The sequence below is a fragment of the Pseudomonas palleroniana genome, assembly GCF_022836895.1.
GTDB classification, from domain to species: domain Bacteria; phylum Pseudomonadota; class Gammaproteobacteria; order Pseudomonadales; family Pseudomonadaceae; genus Aquipseudomonas; species Aquipseudomonas palleroniana.
The window spans coordinates 2,054,915-2,069,033 of sequence record NZ_CP092411.1 but is presented as its reverse complement, the minus strand read 5'-3'; the positions used below and the strand labels follow the sequence as shown (position 1 = coordinate 2,069,033).

The following is a 14,119-nucleotide window of genomic DNA, read 5'->3' as shown; positions in this document are numbered from 1 at the left end:
ATTCTTCAAGCCCGCGAGCGCGGGAGAGCCAGTTGCAACAGCCGTGCTTCATCCGCCTGCTCGCGGGGCAATGCGCCGGTCAGGGCGCCTTCGCTCATCACCAGGATGCGGTCGCTGATGCCCATCACTTCCATCAAGTCGCTGGACACCACGATCACCGCAATACCGCTCGCCGCCAGGTTATGGATGATCTGGTAAATCTCCGACTTGGCGCCGATATCGATGCCGCGCGTGGGCTCATCCAGCAGCAGCACTTTCATCGGCATCGACAGCCAGCGGCCGAGAATGGCCTTCTGCTGGTTGCCGCCGGAGAGGTACAGGATTTTCTGCTCGGCATTCGGCGTCTTGACCTTCATCGCCTTGATCTGTTGGTCGGCGTTGCCTTTTTCCCAACCTTCGCGCAGTAACCAGCCAAACCTCGAATGCGCACCCCGGGCACTGATGTTGATGTTCTCGGCCACGCTGGACAGCGGGATGATGCCTTCCTTCTTGCGATCCTCCGGGCACAGCAACACCCCGGCGGTGATCGCGTCGCGAGGTGAATGCAATTGCAGTGTTTCCCCGCACAGCGCCAGGCGCCCGGCGCTACTGCGGGTCAAACCGCTGAGCAAGCGCAGCAGCTCGGTGCGCCCTGCCCCGACCAGCCCGAACAGGCCGAGGATCTCGCCCTGATGCACCTGGAAACTGACCGGCTCACGCAAGCCGGGGCCAAGCAGCTCATCGACCTTGAGCGCCACCTGGCCCTGCTCACGCGGGCGATAATCGTAGATGTCCTGGATGTCCCGCCCGACCATGCAGGTCACCAACTGGTCATGGGTCAGCGCCCGCATGTCATCAAACGTGCGCACGAAGCGGCCGTCCTTGAACACCGTCACCGCGTCGCAAATACGGAACACCTCTTCCATGCGGTGCGACACGTACAGCACCACTTTGCCCTCATCACGCAGGCGCGTGATGATCGCCATCAAGCGGTCGATCTCCCGCGCCGACAGGCTGCTGGTCGGCTCGTCGAAGGCAATCACATGGGCGCCACGGGACAATGCCTTGGCGATTTCCACCAGTTGGCGCTGGCCGAGCGACAGGCGTCCCAGCTTTTCGTCCGGGTCGATCTCATCGGCCAGACCCTTGAGGCACGCCAGCGCCTGCTTGCGCAGCTGGCCTCGATTGACCACGCCAAAGCGCGTCGGCAAATGCCCGAGGAACAGGTTCTCGGCCACGCTCATTTCCGGCACCAGGTGCAACTCCTGGTGGATCACCGCGACACCACTGGCAATGCTGTCGGCGGCGCATTTGAAGGCCATGGTCTGCTCGCCGATCTGCACCGTGCCGCTGCTGGGGATGTAGGCACCGCCCAATATTTTCAGCAGCGTCGACTTGCCTGCGCCGTTCTCGCCCATCAGCGCGTGGACCGTGTGCGGCCGTGCTTCAAAGCTGATCTGCGCCAGAGCCTTGACCCCGGGAAACTCCTTGCCGATGCCATTGAAGCGCAAGGCCGCGCCGGTCATTTCCACAGACCGATCTTGGTCAGTTCCTGCTGGAAGTTGGCGCGGGTGATCAGCGTCACTTCATCCATGGCCGTGTACTTTGCCGGTTCTTTACCCGTCGTGACCCACTCGTACATCGCCAGCGCCGTGTTGTAGCCCTCGATATGCGGGCTGGGCAGCATGGAACCGAAGAAGCCGCTGTCGGGCTTTTTCAACTCGCCAATGGCATCGGTGCCATTGATACCGATGCCGATCACGTTGGCCGCCTTGAAGCCGGCGCTTTCGGTGGCGCGCACGCCGCCGAGCACGGTGTTGTCGTTCATGCCGCCGATGATCAGGTTCTTCGCGCCGCTGGGCAGCTTGACCAGGGCCGAGTTGGTGGCGTCCATGCTGCCGGGAACGTCGAGCGTCTTGAGCGCGGCGGTGAGGATGTGGTCCTTGGGAATGCCCGCCTCTTCCAGGGATTTGATCGAACCGTCAGTGCGTTTCTTGCCGGTATCGAGTTCGTTATAGGTGTTGATGATCGCGTACGTCTCCTTCCAGTCCCAGCCGCGTTTTTTCGCTTCGGCGGCCATCGCGGCGCCCTGCTTCTGGCCCACTTCGAAGGCCGCCATGCCCAGGTACGGCACGTCTTCCATGAAGTTGCCCTTTGCATCGACAAAGCGATCATCCACGGCCATCACTTTCAAGCCATTGACCTTGGCCTTGCTGACGATAGCCGGGCCAAGCGACACATCCGGCGGGCAAATCACAAAGCCCTTGGCGCCGTTGGCGGCCAGGCTGTCGATGGCCGAGAGGGTTTTCTCGCCGTCCGGCACGGCAATCTTGATCACGGTAAAACCGTGCTCCTTGCCGGCCTTCTCGGCAAACGCCCATTCGGTCTGGAACCAGGGCTCTTCGGCCTGCTTGACCAAGAAGCCGATCTTCACTTCTTCGGCCGATACAAAGCCGCTGAAAGCGACGGCGAGCGCCAGCGTGCCGAGTGTTTTCTTAAGCATGAACCACCTCCTTCTTATTCTTGGGAAACGCTTTAGTCGTGGTACATCACAGAACGCCCGCCATCGATCATCAGGCAGGTCGCATTGATAAAGGGCGCTTCGTCAGTCGCCAGGAACAGCGCGGTCATCGCCACCTCGATGGGCTGGCCGATGCGCTTGGGCGGGTGCAGGTCGAAGGCGCGCTGGCGTTCGGCCTGGGGGTCGGGGAAACCGTTCCAGTAGTCGACGTTGAGTTGGGTTTCGATATAGCCCGGGGCGATGGCATTGACGCGGATGCCCTTGGGCGCATATTCGATGCCCAGCGCACGGGTCAGGCCGAGCAGGCCGTGTTTGGCCACAGGATAAGGAAAGCAACCGGGAATAATGTGGCTGGAATGGGTGGAGGCGATATTGATGATGTTGCCGATGCCCTGCTCGATCATGTGCGGCAACACGGCGCGACAACCGAACCAGGCACCGTCGAGGTCGATGGCGAAGCAGCGGCGCCAGTCCTCGTCGGTCATCTGCAGTGGGTCACGGAACACATTGACCCCGGCGCAGTTGACCAGCACATCGACGCGACCGAAACGCTCGATGGCCACATTGACCAGTGCCTGCCACTGCTCTTTGGAAGTGATATCGACCGGCTGCGCGACGATTTGCGCGCCACGCTCACGCCAGTGGGCGGCGACTTGCTCGACCTTTTCCGCCTGCACATCGGCAATGACCAACCGCGCCTGCTGGGCCTGGAAGCAGGCCACGATCGCCTCGCCAATGCCTTGGGCGGCCCCGGTGACGATCACCACTTTGTTGTTCAGGCGCTCGCCATAGGTAGGCTCGGGCACCGCAGGCAATGACAACGGTTGGGACTGCATCGCTTCACCTGTTTTATTTTTGGTAGTGAGTGCTGATGCAGGCGACTATAAACCCATCTTTCGAGACATCTCAATATATAAATTTACATCCCATATAGTGAGAAAAAATAAAAATAATGTGAGAGGAGGCAAGCCCTAATGCCAGTCAGTTAAAGCTTAACGCTGTCACTGTGGGAGGGGGCTTGCTCCCGATAGCGGTGTGTCAGTCACGGTTTCTGAACCTGACACACCGCTATCGGGAGCAAGTCGAATCGTCGCACCGCCCCTCCCACAATTTATCCATCGCTCGCTTTATCGCTTAACTGACAGGCATTAGGGCAAGCCCCCTCTCACATTAGGGCGGGTCAGCCCTGGGCGAAGTCGCGCAGAGCGTCGCCTTCCATGCGGTAGCGCACCCATTCTTCCTGCGGTTGGGCGCCGATGGATTTATAGAAGGCGATGGCCGGTTCGTTCCAGTCCAACACGCTCCACTCGAAACGCCCGCAACCGTTGTCGCAGGCGATCTTTGCCAGGTGGCGCAACAACTTCTTGCCGGCTCCGCCTCCGCGCTGTTCGGGATTGATGTACAGGTCTTCGAGGTACAGGCAGTTGCTGCCAAGCCAGGTGGAGTAGCTGAAGAAGAACACCGCAAAGCCGATCGGCAAGCCGTCGCGCAGGCACATCAAGCCATGGGCCGTGGCGCCCTCGCTGAACAGGCTGCGCTCGATATCCGCCACGCTGGCGATGACTTCATGCCGGGCCTTTTCGTATTCGGCAAGCTCGGTGATAAACGTCAGGATCTGCGCAGCATCGCTGGGCACGGCGGGGCGAATCTCGATGGTCATGGGCAGGCCTTGGACAATTTCAAAGCACACATACTAAGGGGCTTTGATGACTGATTGCAGGGCAATTGGCGGCCTGCCACACAAAATTTTACAGGTGCCCCGCTACCGCTCGTCGTCAGCAAGGCACGATCCACAAACCGGGGCGGACCAATAAGAGGTAAGGACATTAACTCTATGGAGACATCCCCATGAAGCATTCCAAGTTTGCCGCCCTTGCCCTCACCGGCCTGCTGTCTGCCACTGCGCTGAGCGCGTTTGCCGCGACCTCCTCCACAGGGCCGACCAACCCGGCCACCAGCGAATCGCAAAAATCCATGGGCACCGGCATGGACACCAACGGCGGCGCGATCATCGATAACGGCGCCGGTGCCGACCCACGTACCCAGGGCAACGATACCCAGCGCCAGGCGCCGCCTGCCGTGGGCAATGGCAAGATGGGCCCGGGTGTGAATGCCGAACCCAAAGTGAACAAAGGCGACGACAGCAATATTCCTGGCGCACCGAAACAGCCTGCGCCTTGACCCCGCGAGCATGACGAACACCCGATCATTCCCCAGTGAAGAGGTACACATGAACGTCGATAGAAACCTTGAGAAAGAAGTCCTCACCCGCCTGCTGCACGCTCACCCGAACGGTCTGGGCAAGGAGGTGCTGGATAACTACCGCGGCGAAAAGGAGGTGGCCAGTGTCCTGGCCTTCCTGCAGGAGCGCGGGTTTATCAAGGATGGGCATGTGACCACCGACGATGCCGGTGAATATTCGTTGAACCTGCCGATCAAGCTGACCGCTTCTGGCGTTGATGAAGCGCGCAAGCTCGACGGTAACCGCCCGCAGTAATTCATTTTGTCTGGTCTGGCCCCGCTGCCGGGGCCAGGAGGAGTATCGCAATGCCTCTTGGAAGCAAAGCCAAATACACCGCCGCACAAAAGCGTAAAGCCACGCGTATCGAGGAGAGTTATGAGCACAAGGGCCTGTCCAAGGAAGAGGCTGAAGCCCGCGCCTGGGCCACTGTGAACAAGCAGTCCGGCGGTGGCGAAAAGGCGGGCGGGTCGGGCCGGCGCAAGCCCTCTGCCCAGAAAGCCGAGGACCGGCATGAGTCGGCCAAGCGCGCCGCCGCCTCGCGTCAGGGGCACCCGCGCAGCAGCCGTGCTTCGCTGGAAACCCAGACCAAGGAGAGCTTGTTGAAGGAAGCGCGGGCCAAGGATATTCCTGGTCGGTCGAGCATGCGCAAGGATCAATTGATCGAAGCGCTGCGTAAAGCGGGCTGAGCGCAGTTCTAAAGCCGTTCCAAATAAGGGAGGGGCATGCCCCCTCCCCCATTTATTGCGCGACTAACGCGTCGACTTCAGCGGTGCCGGGAGACGTCGCCGGCCCCCAGCGCGTTACCGCCAATGCCGCCGCCGCATTCGCCCGTCGTGCCGCCGAAACAGGATTCAGGCCATTGGCCAAGCCGGCAATCAACACGCCCGCATGCGCATCCCCGGCGCCGTTACTGTCCACGGCCTGCACTTTAAAACCGGGCACCTGCTCCACTGCTCCCGAGCGCCCGACCCAGCATCCATTCGGCCCATCGCGTACCACCAGCAATGCTCCGGCAGGCAGGAGTCGGCTCAGCTGTGGCAATGCGCCTGCAATCTGCGGCGCACCGGTAAATGCCAGGGCTTCGGGACCATTGCTGGTCCAGATATCGATACGCGGCAACAGTGCACGCATCGGGGCCGAGTCTCGCGTCTTTACCAGCGGGCCAGGGTCAAACACCACCGTGATCGCCCGGGGCAGCGCCAGCAACCAGTCCACCAGCGGCTGCGCCTTGCCCTCCAGCAACAAGCTGTAGCCGCTGACGTACACGTAGTCGTCCAGCTGCGGTTGAACCCTGGCCAAGTCCTCGGCGCTCAATTCGCCCTCGACGCCGATATGGGAGATGAAGGTGCGCTCGGTGGTGGCTTCGGTCAGGCACACGCACAAACCGGTGTCCTTGCCCGCACTGGCCGCAAGGGCCATCTCAATGCCCTCGGCCTGCATCGCCGCACGGGCCAAGTCGCCAAAACGTCCGTCACCGTGTCGGCCCAGATAGACCGCCGCCATCCCATTACGTCGAGCGGCGGCCATGACATTGAAGCCACCACCGGTTTCAAAGCTGGCCGATTGCGCCAAGACATCGCCGCCCGTGGCCGGCAAGGTATCCAACGCCATGACCAGATCGACGATGACCTGGCCGGTGTGCAGCAATCTAGACATTGTGGTTCTCGACAAGTAACGCGGGGCGACGGTCGGCCGCGCCGCCCAGTACCGCATAGATCCCGCCGGCCACCAGGAAGGTGACGATCCAGCCCAGGCCGTTATGGCCCAGCCAGGAGTCGGACAACGGCCCGGCGAACCAGATGTTTTCGGCGGTGGTACCGATAGTGGTGAAGCTGAAGCCCAGCACAATCGCCACGGCCCAGGCGCCGAATGCACGCCACTCCACGCCACCGCGATACCAGTAGGCACTGCTTGGGCTCACGTCCAGCAAGTCTTTGGCGCTGTAGTAGTGACGATGGATCAAGTCCACCACGAAAATCCCGACCCACGCGGTAATCGGCACCGCCAGCAGCGAGATGAAGGTGATGAACGGGCCATAGAAACTGTCGGCGATCAGCATGAAGTAAATCGAGCCGGCGAAGATCGCCACGATGTCGACGATCACCGCATGCACGCGCTTGACCTTGAGGCCGAGGGTCAAGGTGGTGAGCCCGGCCGAGTACACCGAGAGGTTGTTCGACAGCAGCAGCCCGCCAAAGGCGGTGATCAGGTAGGGCACGGCCATCCAGGTCGGCAACATGTCGCGGATCGCAATGATCGGGTCGGTGGCCGAGGCCAGGTCATGATTACCCACCGACAACAGCCCCCCGAGAGTGATCAACAGCACCAGCGGAATCCCCGCGCCAAACGCGGCGGACGCCACCAGGCGCGCGGCCTTGACGCTGCGATGCTGGTAGCGCGACATGTCGGCCCCCGCGTTGGCCCAACCGATCCCGGTACCGGCGGCCATGGTGCCGACGCCGATGATCATCGCGCTCAGCGGTGCCGGCGTGGCATTGAATACCGCGCTCCAGTCGATGGTGGCACAGAGGAAGCCACCCACCAGAATGTTCAAGGCGCCAAACACGTAGGTGGCCCACTTCTGGATCACCAGCAACGTCGCATGCCCGAGGCCGGAAACCGACAAGGTCAGCAACACGAAAATCGCGATGAAGATCAAGGTCAGCACGGGTGCGCTTTTCGCTTCGACCGGCGACTGGAACAGGATCGAACACAACGACAGCAACACAAAGGCCGCCGTGGTGGTGTTGACGGTTTCCCAGCCCAGGCGCGACATCAGCGACACCACCGTAGGGCCGATATTGCCGCGCACGCCGAAGATGGCGCGGGACAAGGTCAGGCTGGGCGCCCGGCCACGACGCCCGGCGATCGAGATAATGCCCACGACCGCAAAGGAGCCGGCAGCGCCGAGGATGGCGACAATGATCGCCTGCCAGATGGACAAGCCACGGAACGCCACCAGGGTCGCCCCAAGCGGCAAGCCGAGGATGCTGATATTGGCCGCGAACCAGACCCAGAACAGTTGCAGCGGATGGCCGTTGCACTCGCTCTCAGGGACGGGCTCGATGCCGCGTGTTTCCAGTTGCCCGGCGCTCTGGCCGGAAGAAGTGCTGCTCATGGGGAGCTCCTGGTGCCGGTATTGTTATGGTTGTTTTATTCATGTGGGAGCAAGCCCCCTCCCACAGGTTTGCCTGCGGCGCTTAGCGCATGGCGAGCAAGGCTGTGACCAACGGCTGTAGATCCAGACGATTGACGACCTTCACCTGTTCGATCATCGCCTCAGGCCAACACTGCAGCCCCAGGCACGCGCCGAGCATGGCGCCGAGCATCGCGGCGATGGTGTCAGTGTCGCCGCCGAGGCTGGCGGCCAGGCACAGCGCTTCGAATGCGCTCATATCACCCACCGCCACTTGCTGGGCCAGGGCGAACGACACCACTACCGATTCCTGGGACGCCACGGAGGTGCCGATCAACTCATAAAGCAGGTCGGCGAACAGCGCCTTGTCGCCGCTGCCCACGCTCAAGGTGCGCGCCCAACTGATCCGCGTGGAAATGCGTCCGCCAGCCACCCAATAGCCATGGTCCTGCGCTTGTTGGGCGATCTGGACGCCGATGTTCAAGGCTTCACCCAGGTCCACGCCGTTGATGCCGGCCGACACCACCGCCGCCACCGACGCCGCACTGGAGATACCCAGCGTGGTGTTATGGGTGACCTGGCACGCCTGGATCACCGCCTGGATAAACTGCGCCGGGTCGCGGATGTCGGCGGCAATGCCCACCGGCGTAATACGCATGGCCGCACCATTGGTGGTGCCGTAGCGTCCGGACTCTTGCGGCGTGTGGCCGGCGAGGATCATCTCGATCGCGCGCTTGGTCGACGGGCCGAGCAAATCCTGGGAGCCCTTGGCGCGCATGGCTGCTTCCCAGTCGATCAGGCGTTGGGCGAGCACCTGGGGGTCGATCTTGCCCTGGCCTTCGACCAGTAACTCACCGACCAGGATCGCTTGCTCGGTGTCATCCGTAATCGAACCGGCCGGCATGTTCGGGGCGATAGGCTGGTCGGCGTGAGCGTCTTGCAGAGCGGTGATGGCACCAAATTGCATGCGCACTTGCTCTCGACTCAGGGACTGGGTGGGCATCCCCAAGGCATCGCCCAGGGCCAAGCCGTAGAAAGCGCCAAGCGCGCGGTCTTGCGGGCTCATTTCGACGCTCCAAACTGCAGGTGCAGACGAAAATGCAGAGGGTCCAGCCAGCTTTCGACATATTCCATGAAACGCTCGCGACGGTCGTAGGTAGTGCGTGCGGCTTTGAGAAACACGCAGCCGGCGGGTCGCCCGAGCAACTCGGCATCGTCGTCACTCAAGGCTTCGGCGCCGATCCATTGGTCTCCGTTGGCGCCTATGTAGCCAAAGGCTGCCAAGGTGATGGTCAGTGAGTTATCGATCAGGCCGACACTGGGCAAGCTTTCCAAACCACCGCAAGCGGGCATCAGCGAGCGCTCCAGGGACACCGCGACACCATCGGGGGTGCGGCGCAGGCGGTCGAGCGCAATGAACTGGTCGCTGCCGAAACGGCTGAGCAGGTCAGGACGGGTTACGGCTTCCAGGCGCAGGATATCGGTGGTCACCTGCGCGCCCGTATCGGCCAGGGCCTGGGCCCACCCGCTGCGTTGGTCGAGCGCCATGCCGTCAAAGGTGACGATGGAGCCGACACCGCTCTGAGTGGCGATGTAGTTGCGCCGCTTGAGTTCGGCCAGCGCTTCGCGCAGGGTGCCGCGGCTGACCGCGAACTCTTCGGCCAACTGGTGCTCGCCGGGGAGCAGGAAACCGTCGGCCATCACTCCAGCCTCGATCCGGCGGATGAGTTCGTCGACGACGCGTTTTTTCTTATCAAATCGAACATGTTTAATCATGTACAAATTGATAGCCGAAAGCGCCGGTTTCCCGCAAGCAAATTATTTCAGGGAGATGAAAAAACGCGCCTCAGGGTTCCAGGCCAATGGGGAAAAACTCCCCGCCGCTCCAGACTCCCAGCCAGTTCTGACCGTTGATCGGGCGGCTGACCGCCAGCTCGACCAATTGATAGAACGCGTTGCGATGCACGAGGGCCTCCAGGTTGGTACGTACCCGCAGATAGGGGGCCGGTTCCTGGGTGACCGGATCGATCACCACCCGCAACGGGTGGTCGAGGCCGGCGTCGATCTGCTCGTCGACATTGGTCGTAAAGCGCAGCACCTGGTCTTCGCCCTGCCCTTGCACCTCCAGGGTCAACGCGACAAACGGCGCGTCATCGACGCGGATGCCGACCTTTTCCACGGGCGTGACCAGAAAGTACTCGTCACCGTCACGGCGGATGATGTTGGAGAACAACTTGACCATCGGCTTACGCCCAATCGGCGTGCCCTGATAAAACCAGGTGCCGTCGCGGGCGATGCGCATGTCGATGTGGCCGCAGAAATCCGGATTCCACAGGTGCACTGGCGCCGGTCCCTTACCCTTGGGCAGTTGGGCCAACAGATCATTGGCCTTGGCGGAATCGGTCATCGGGTTCTCCTGCTCTTACTGATTGCTCATACCCAGCAAGCCTCGGGCGTACTGCGCCAGCGGGCGGGCAATCAGATCTTCTGGCTTGTTGTCGTGGAACGTCAGTAAACCGCCACGACTGCGAATGCGTGCAGTATCAATCAAATACTGGGTGCTGGTCTCGATCAACATGATCTGGATCACCCCGCTGTCCAGGCCCAGCCGGTCCAGGGCCTGCTGATCGGTCCACTCATCGGCGTTGCCGATACGGTCATCGGCTGCCGCAAAGCGGCAATACAACAGGTAATGCGCCCCTGCGGCCCGCGCCTCAGCCATGGCTTGTTCGAGCCCTTCCGGCTTGCGGGCGCGGCGCACCATGGGGAAATACTCGACGAAGCCATTGAAGGCTTCCTCGGCCACCACGTTGGGGCGCGGGTAGGCGCTGCCCGGCGGCACAAAGGCGCCCTGGGCGATAAAGACAAAGGAGTCCGGCTGTATGCGAACCGAGGCCGTACGGCGTGTATCACTGTGGTCCAGCAACCCGGCGTCGCTCATCTGATAACGGGTGCCTTCGGCCATATCGCTGACGGTCATGCAACCACTCAGCGTCAACGACGCCAGCAACAAAACCAGACTACGCATCCTAATCCTCCAGAAGCCGGTGACGGAAAACCGGCGAATGGGGGTCAGATGCAGGTTTTGCGCCATTTGGTAGCAACACATAACAAATGTGGGAGGGGGCTTGCTCCCGATGGACTGCGTAGCAGGCCCATTTTTGAGGCCGCTGCGCGGCCTATCGGGAGCAAGTCGAATCGTCGCACCGCCCCTCCCACATCGGGTGTTGGGTTGCCCTGGGGGTGGGTTAGCCGCCAATGATCTTCATGATTGTCGCGCCGCCGGAGAAGGCGACTTCCTGCTTGTCGCCCAGGGCTTTCATCAACAAGCCTTGCAGGGCCGGCAAAGCCTGGTGGCGCGGCTTGTCCAGCAGGTCACCGATGTAATGCCGGTTACTCGACGACAGGCAACCATGCAACCAACCGGTAGAGGACAGCCGCAGTCGCGAACACGTGCGGCAAAACGGTACGCTTTCATTGGCGATCACACCGAAGAAGCCTTTGCCCGGCACCTCATAACGCACCGCCGTAGCATCCACGGGGGCATCGGCCTGCAGATAGTCGTGATGTTCGCCGATCAGGCTGAGCAGTTGCTGCAGGCTGACAAATTGCTGCAGGAACGCGTTGGAGTCCTTGGCCAGGTGGCCCATGCGCATCAGCTCGATAAAGCGCAGCTCGTAGCCACGCTCCAGGCAGTAGTCGAGCAGCGGCATGACCTGGTCCAGGTTCTGCCCGCGCAGTGGCACCATGTTGACCTTGATCTTGATCCCGGCCGCACGGGCCTGGTCCATACCGGCGAGCACGCTGGCCAGGTCGCCGCCACGGGCAATGCCGCGAAAGGCGTCGGCGTCCAGGGTATCGAGGGAGACGTTGATGCGCCGGATACCGGCATCCAGCAACAGCGGCAGTTTGCGCGCGAGCAACTGGCCGTTGGTGGTCAGGCTGATGTCACTCAGGCCCATCTGCCCTACCGCGCCCATGAAGGCTTCCAGCTTGGGGCTGACCAACGGCTCGCCGCCGGTGATACGCAGGCGGTCGATGCCCGCCGCTTCGATCAGGTAGGCTACGCCACGCGCCATCGCCTCAGCCGAGAGTTCATCCTGGGCAGCCACCAATCGCTTGCCATTGGGCACGCAATAGGTACACGCATAATTGCAGGCTGAAGTCAGGCTGATCCGCAAATTGCGAAACCGCCTGCCTTGACGATCAACGATCATGGATCACTCCGGCAGAGGATAATGTGGGCGCGCTAGAAGCTGACTCAATAATCAGCTTTTAGCAAGATCCCTGCCTGAGTATATTCCCGGGATACCGCGCCAGGCAGAAAATCATCAGGGTGCGGGCGGCAGGTCCGTCGAGTGTTTGCGCTTGTTGCCCATGCGCACGCCGATGTCCATCAGGAACTGGAAAAAGCCTTCCTGATCTTCCAGCACATTACTCCAGAACGGCGAGTGGTACAGCGCCACGGCGCCGTGCACCAACGCCCAGGCGGCGCAGTAGTGGAAATAGGGCGGCACATCTTCAAGCTTGCCTTCGCTGATGCGGCCCTTGATCAGCAAGGTCAGGCGTTCGAAGTTCGAGGCACGGATCTTGTGCAGCTCCTCGACCATTTCCGGCACCTGATGCCCCTTGACCACCTTTTCTTCCAGGCGATCGAACAGGCGATAACGCTGCGGGTCGCGCATGCGGAACTCGAAGTAGGCCCGGGACAGGGCTTCCTTGTCCTTGTCCACGTCGGCCGAGTGCAACAGCTCGTTCAAGTCGCGCTCGTAGTCGAGCATCAGGCGCAGGTAAATCTCGGCCTTGGACTTGAAGTGCTTGTAGATGGTGCCTTTGCCGATACCCACGGCATCCGCAATCATCTCGACGGTGACGCTGTCTTCACCTTGTTCGAGGAACAGCTTGAGTGCGGTGTCGAGAATTTCCTGCTCGCGGCGGCGAAACTCACGGACCTTACGGGGTTCTTTTTGCATGAGGAAAAGGTCTGCAGAGTGAATAGGTGAAGGGTTGCGCAGGGCCAGGGATACCTGGCGATACGATTTACCCGGTTCGAGGGATTATCCCGACTGAACGGTCGTTGGGCAACGCCTATGTGAACCCGCTCCGCACTTAACTTTCAGCACGCCAACGTTTTTACCGATATCAGTCAGAAATAATACGCAACACCTGCACCTGCCCATCAACCCAATGAGAACTCAAGGGAAGCGCGTGTATTCCAAATCTGTTTAAAAAACGATCAGATCCGACTGGACTGAATAGGATAGTGATCAATACTTCAACTGTCGGCGTGGCATCTCCCCCAAGTGGCGCGTCGACCCGGGTACCGACGGACTGCGTACCCTTGTTTACTCCTAATGGTCTTAGCCCGGATTCACCCCCCAGAACCCGGGTTTTTTTTGCCTGCCGTTTAAGCCTCTTACACAGCGACGTGAGCCAACGGAAACAGGCGCCGGAAATTCTCGGTGGTCTGTTCGGCAAAATGCTCGTAGGACTCGCCCCGCAGCATCGCCAGATAATCCGCCACGTCGCGCACATATTCCGGCAGGTTCGGTTTGCCACGATGAGGAATCGGCGCCAGGTACGGCGAATCGGTCTCCACCAGCAAGCGGTCGGCCGGCACTTGGCGCGCCACGTCACGCAAAGCGTCAGCATTGCGGAAGGTGACGATGCCTGACAGGGAGATGTAGAAACCCAGGTCCAGAGCGGCCTTGGCCATGTCCCAGTCTTCAGTGAAGCAATGCAGCACACCCGCCTGGGGCAGTGCGGCTTCGCGCAGCAAGGCCAGGGTGTCGGCGCGGGCGCCACGGGTATGGACAATCACCGGCTTGGCGGTTTGCCGGGCGGCTTGCAGGTGCAGGCGGAACGACGCTTGCTGCAATTCGGCCGCTTCAGGCTCGTAGTGGTAATCCAGCCCGGTCTCGCCGATGGCCACCACGCGCGGGTGGTTGAGTTCACTCAGCAACCAATCGAGGGCCGGCGCTTCGCCGGGCTTGAGGTCGAGCGGGTGAATACCCACCGAGCAATCCACATCGGCGTAACGCTCGGCCAGGGCCTTGACGTCGGCGGCGTTCTCGGCGCTGACGCCAATACACAGGAAGTGCCCTACCCCGCGCTGGCGCGCCGCTTCAAGGGCAGCGTCAAGGGAGCCGCCGTGCTGGGCAAGGTCGAGTCGATCAAGATGGCAATGGGAGTCTACGAGCATAGGAAGTTACAACTTGAGTCACGATAAGTGTCTGGCCAA

Annotated in this window: 16 protein-coding genes; 3 read left to right on the top strand and 13 right to left on the bottom strand. The window is 61.4% G+C overall.

The window, feature by feature from the left end:
• Positions 1 to 5 precede the first annotated feature (5 nt).
• The 4 genes from araG to MJP36_RS09455 form a co-directional block, all read right to left on the bottom strand.
• Positions 6 to 1,505 carry an L-arabinose ABC transporter ATP-binding protein AraG gene (gene araG / locus MJP36_RS09470; protein WP_244385614.1) on the bottom strand — a complete coding sequence of 500 codons (1,500 nt, stop codon included), beginning with the start codon at positions 1,503 to 1,505 and terminating at the stop codon, positions 6 to 8.
• On the bottom strand, positions 1,502 to 2,482 hold the full coding sequence (locus MJP36_RS09465) for a substrate-binding domain-containing protein (RefSeq protein WP_244385227.1): 981 nt from the start codon (positions 2,480 to 2,482) through the stop codon (positions 1,502 to 1,504). The genes araG and MJP36_RS09465 overlap by 4 nt, the downstream gene beginning before the upstream one ends.
• A 32-nt stretch (positions 2,483 to 2,514) precedes the next feature.
• A complete protein-coding gene (locus MJP36_RS09460) occupies positions 2,515 to 3,336 on the bottom strand; it encodes an SDR family oxidoreductase (RefSeq protein WP_161549535.1) in 822 nt (273 codons plus the stop codon).
• Positions 3,337 to 3,680: 344 nt separating this feature from the next.
• Complete coding sequence (locus tag MJP36_RS09455; RefSeq protein WP_060756287.1) at positions 3,681 to 4,160, bottom strand: GNAT family N-acetyltransferase; 480 nt, start codon at positions 4,158 to 4,160, stop codon at positions 3,681 to 3,683.
• A 188-nt stretch (positions 4,161 to 4,348) separates the two neighbouring features.
• On the opposite strand from MJP36_RS09455, the gene MJP36_RS09450 reads away from it, so the two are divergent.
• From MJP36_RS09450 to MJP36_RS09440, 3 genes are read left to right on the top strand one after another with little or no spacing between them, the layout of a single operon-like run.
• Entirely contained in the window at positions 4,349 to 4,681 is a 333-nt protein-coding gene (locus MJP36_RS09450; protein ID WP_060756288.1) for a hypothetical protein, read from the top strand.
• A gap of 49 nt (positions 4,682 to 4,730) precedes the next feature.
• Positions 4,731 to 4,997 carry a hypothetical protein gene (locus tag MJP36_RS09445; RefSeq protein ID WP_161549534.1) on the top strand — a complete coding sequence of 89 codons (267 nt, stop codon included), beginning with the start codon at positions 4,731 to 4,733 and terminating at the stop codon, positions 4,995 to 4,997.
• Between the two features lie 50 nt (positions 4,998 to 5,047).
• Positions 5,048 to 5,428, top strand: coding sequence for a Rho termination factor N-terminal domain-containing protein (locus tag MJP36_RS09440; RefSeq protein ID WP_161549533.1), 381 nt, complete (start codon positions 5,048 to 5,050; stop codon positions 5,426 to 5,428).
• A gap of 52 nt (positions 5,429 to 5,480) precedes the next feature.
• On the opposite strand, the gene MJP36_RS09435 is transcribed toward MJP36_RS09440, so the two are convergent.
• The 9 genes from MJP36_RS09435 to MJP36_RS09395 form a co-directional block, all read right to left on the bottom strand.
• On the bottom strand, positions 5,481 to 6,398 hold the full coding sequence (locus tag MJP36_RS09435) for a PfkB family carbohydrate kinase (RefSeq protein WP_244385226.1): 918 nt from the start codon (positions 6,396 to 6,398) through the stop codon (positions 5,481 to 5,483).
• A complete protein-coding gene (locus tag MJP36_RS09430; protein ID WP_060756292.1) occupies positions 6,391 to 7,860 on the bottom strand; it encodes a purine-cytosine permease family protein in 1,470 nt (489 codons plus the stop codon). Before MJP36_RS09430 ends, MJP36_RS09435 begins: the two co-directional genes overlap by 8 nt.
• Positions 7,861 to 7,942: 82 nt before the next feature.
• Positions 7,943 to 8,944 carry an ADP-ribosylglycohydrolase family protein gene (locus MJP36_RS09425; RefSeq protein ID WP_244385225.1) on the bottom strand — a complete coding sequence of 334 codons (1,002 nt, stop codon included), beginning with the start codon at positions 8,942 to 8,944 and terminating at the stop codon, positions 7,943 to 7,945.
• Complete coding sequence (locus tag MJP36_RS09420) at positions 8,941 to 9,654, bottom strand: GntR family transcriptional regulator (protein ID WP_090369118.1); 714 nt, start codon at positions 9,652 to 9,654, stop codon at positions 8,941 to 8,943. The genes MJP36_RS09425 and MJP36_RS09420 overlap by 4 nt, the downstream gene beginning before the upstream one ends.
• 70 nt (positions 9,655 to 9,724) lie before the next feature.
• Complete coding sequence (locus MJP36_RS09415) at positions 9,725 to 10,285, bottom strand: DUF1285 domain-containing protein (RefSeq protein ID WP_104994590.1); 561 nt, start codon at positions 10,283 to 10,285, stop codon at positions 9,725 to 9,727.
• A gap of 15 nt (positions 10,286 to 10,300) precedes the next feature.
• A complete protein-coding gene (locus MJP36_RS09410; protein ID WP_060756296.1) occupies positions 10,301 to 10,906 on the bottom strand; it encodes a DUF4823 domain-containing protein in 606 nt (201 codons plus the stop codon).
• 220 nt (positions 10,907 to 11,126) lie between these two features.
• Entirely contained in the window at positions 11,127 to 12,095 is a 969-nt protein-coding gene (locus MJP36_RS09405) for a GTP 3',8-cyclase MoaA (RefSeq protein ID WP_090369113.1), read from the bottom strand.
• Between the two features lie 114 nt (positions 12,096 to 12,209).
• Positions 12,210 to 12,851, bottom strand: a complete 642-nt coding sequence (locus MJP36_RS09400; RefSeq protein ID WP_090369111.1) for a TetR/AcrR family transcriptional regulator — start codon at positions 12,849 to 12,851, stop codon at positions 12,210 to 12,212.
• Positions 12,852 to 13,294: 443 nt separating this feature from the next.
• The gene (locus MJP36_RS09395; protein WP_244385224.1) at positions 13,295 to 14,080 is read right to left on the bottom strand and encodes a TatD family hydrolase; all 786 of its coding nucleotides are present in this window, start codon (positions 14,078 to 14,080) and stop codon (positions 13,295 to 13,297) included.
• Positions 14,081 to 14,119 lie beyond the last annotated feature (39 nt).

What these genes read in the sequence shown, in the direction of transcription:
- araG (WP_244385614.1), bottom strand. Translation starts at nt 1,505, where the DNA reads ATGACCGGCGCGGCCTTGCGCTTCAATGGCATCGGCAAGGAGTTTCCC.
- MJP36_RS09465 (WP_244385227.1), bottom strand. Translation starts at nt 2,482, where the DNA reads ATGCTTAAGAAAACACTCGGCACGCTGGCGCTCGCCGTCGCTTTCAGC.
- MJP36_RS09460 (WP_161549535.1), bottom strand. Translation starts at nt 3,336, where the DNA reads ATGCAGTCCCAACCGTTGTCATTGCCTGCGGTGCCCGAGCCTACCTAT.
- MJP36_RS09455 (WP_060756287.1), bottom strand. Translation starts at nt 4,160, where the DNA reads ATGACCATCGAGATTCGCCCCGCCGTGCCCAGCGATGCTGCGCAGATC.
- MJP36_RS09450 (WP_060756288.1), top strand. Translation starts at nt 4,349, where the DNA reads ATGAAGCATTCCAAGTTTGCCGCCCTTGCCCTCACCGGCCTGCTGTCT.
- MJP36_RS09445 (WP_161549534.1), top strand. Translation starts at nt 4,731, where the DNA reads ATGAACGTCGATAGAAACCTTGAGAAAGAAGTCCTCACCCGCCTGCTG.
- MJP36_RS09440 (WP_161549533.1), top strand. Translation starts at nt 5,048, where the DNA reads ATGCCTCTTGGAAGCAAAGCCAAATACACCGCCGCACAAAAGCGTAAA.
- MJP36_RS09435 (WP_244385226.1), bottom strand. Translation starts at nt 6,398, where the DNA reads ATGTCTAGATTGCTGCACACCGGCCAGGTCATCGTCGATCTGGTCATG.
- MJP36_RS09430 (WP_060756292.1), bottom strand. Translation starts at nt 7,860, where the DNA reads ATGAGCAGCACTTCTTCCGGCCAGAGCGCCGGGCAACTGGAAACACGC.
- MJP36_RS09425 (WP_244385225.1), bottom strand. Translation starts at nt 8,944, where the DNA reads ATGAGCCCGCAAGACCGCGCGCTTGGCGCTTTCTACGGCTTGGCCCTG.
- MJP36_RS09420 (WP_090369118.1), bottom strand. Translation starts at nt 9,654, where the DNA reads ATGATTAAACATGTTCGATTTGATAAGAAAAAACGCGTCGTCGACGAA.
- MJP36_RS09415 (WP_104994590.1), bottom strand. Translation starts at nt 10,285, where the DNA reads ATGACCGATTCCGCCAAGGCCAATGATCTGTTGGCCCAACTGCCCAAG.
- MJP36_RS09410 (WP_060756296.1), bottom strand. Translation starts at nt 10,906, where the DNA reads ATGCGTAGTCTGGTTTTGTTGCTGGCGTCGTTGACGCTGAGTGGTTGC.
- MJP36_RS09405 (WP_090369113.1), bottom strand. Translation starts at nt 12,095, where the DNA reads ATGATCGTTGATCGTCAAGGCAGGCGGTTTCGCAATTTGCGGATCAGC.
- MJP36_RS09400 (WP_090369111.1), bottom strand. Translation starts at nt 12,851, where the DNA reads ATGCAAAAAGAACCCCGTAAGGTCCGTGAGTTTCGCCGCCGCGAGCAG.
- MJP36_RS09395 (WP_244385224.1), bottom strand. Translation starts at nt 14,080, where the DNA reads ATGCTCGTAGACTCCCATTGCCATCTTGATCGACTCGACCTTGCCCAG.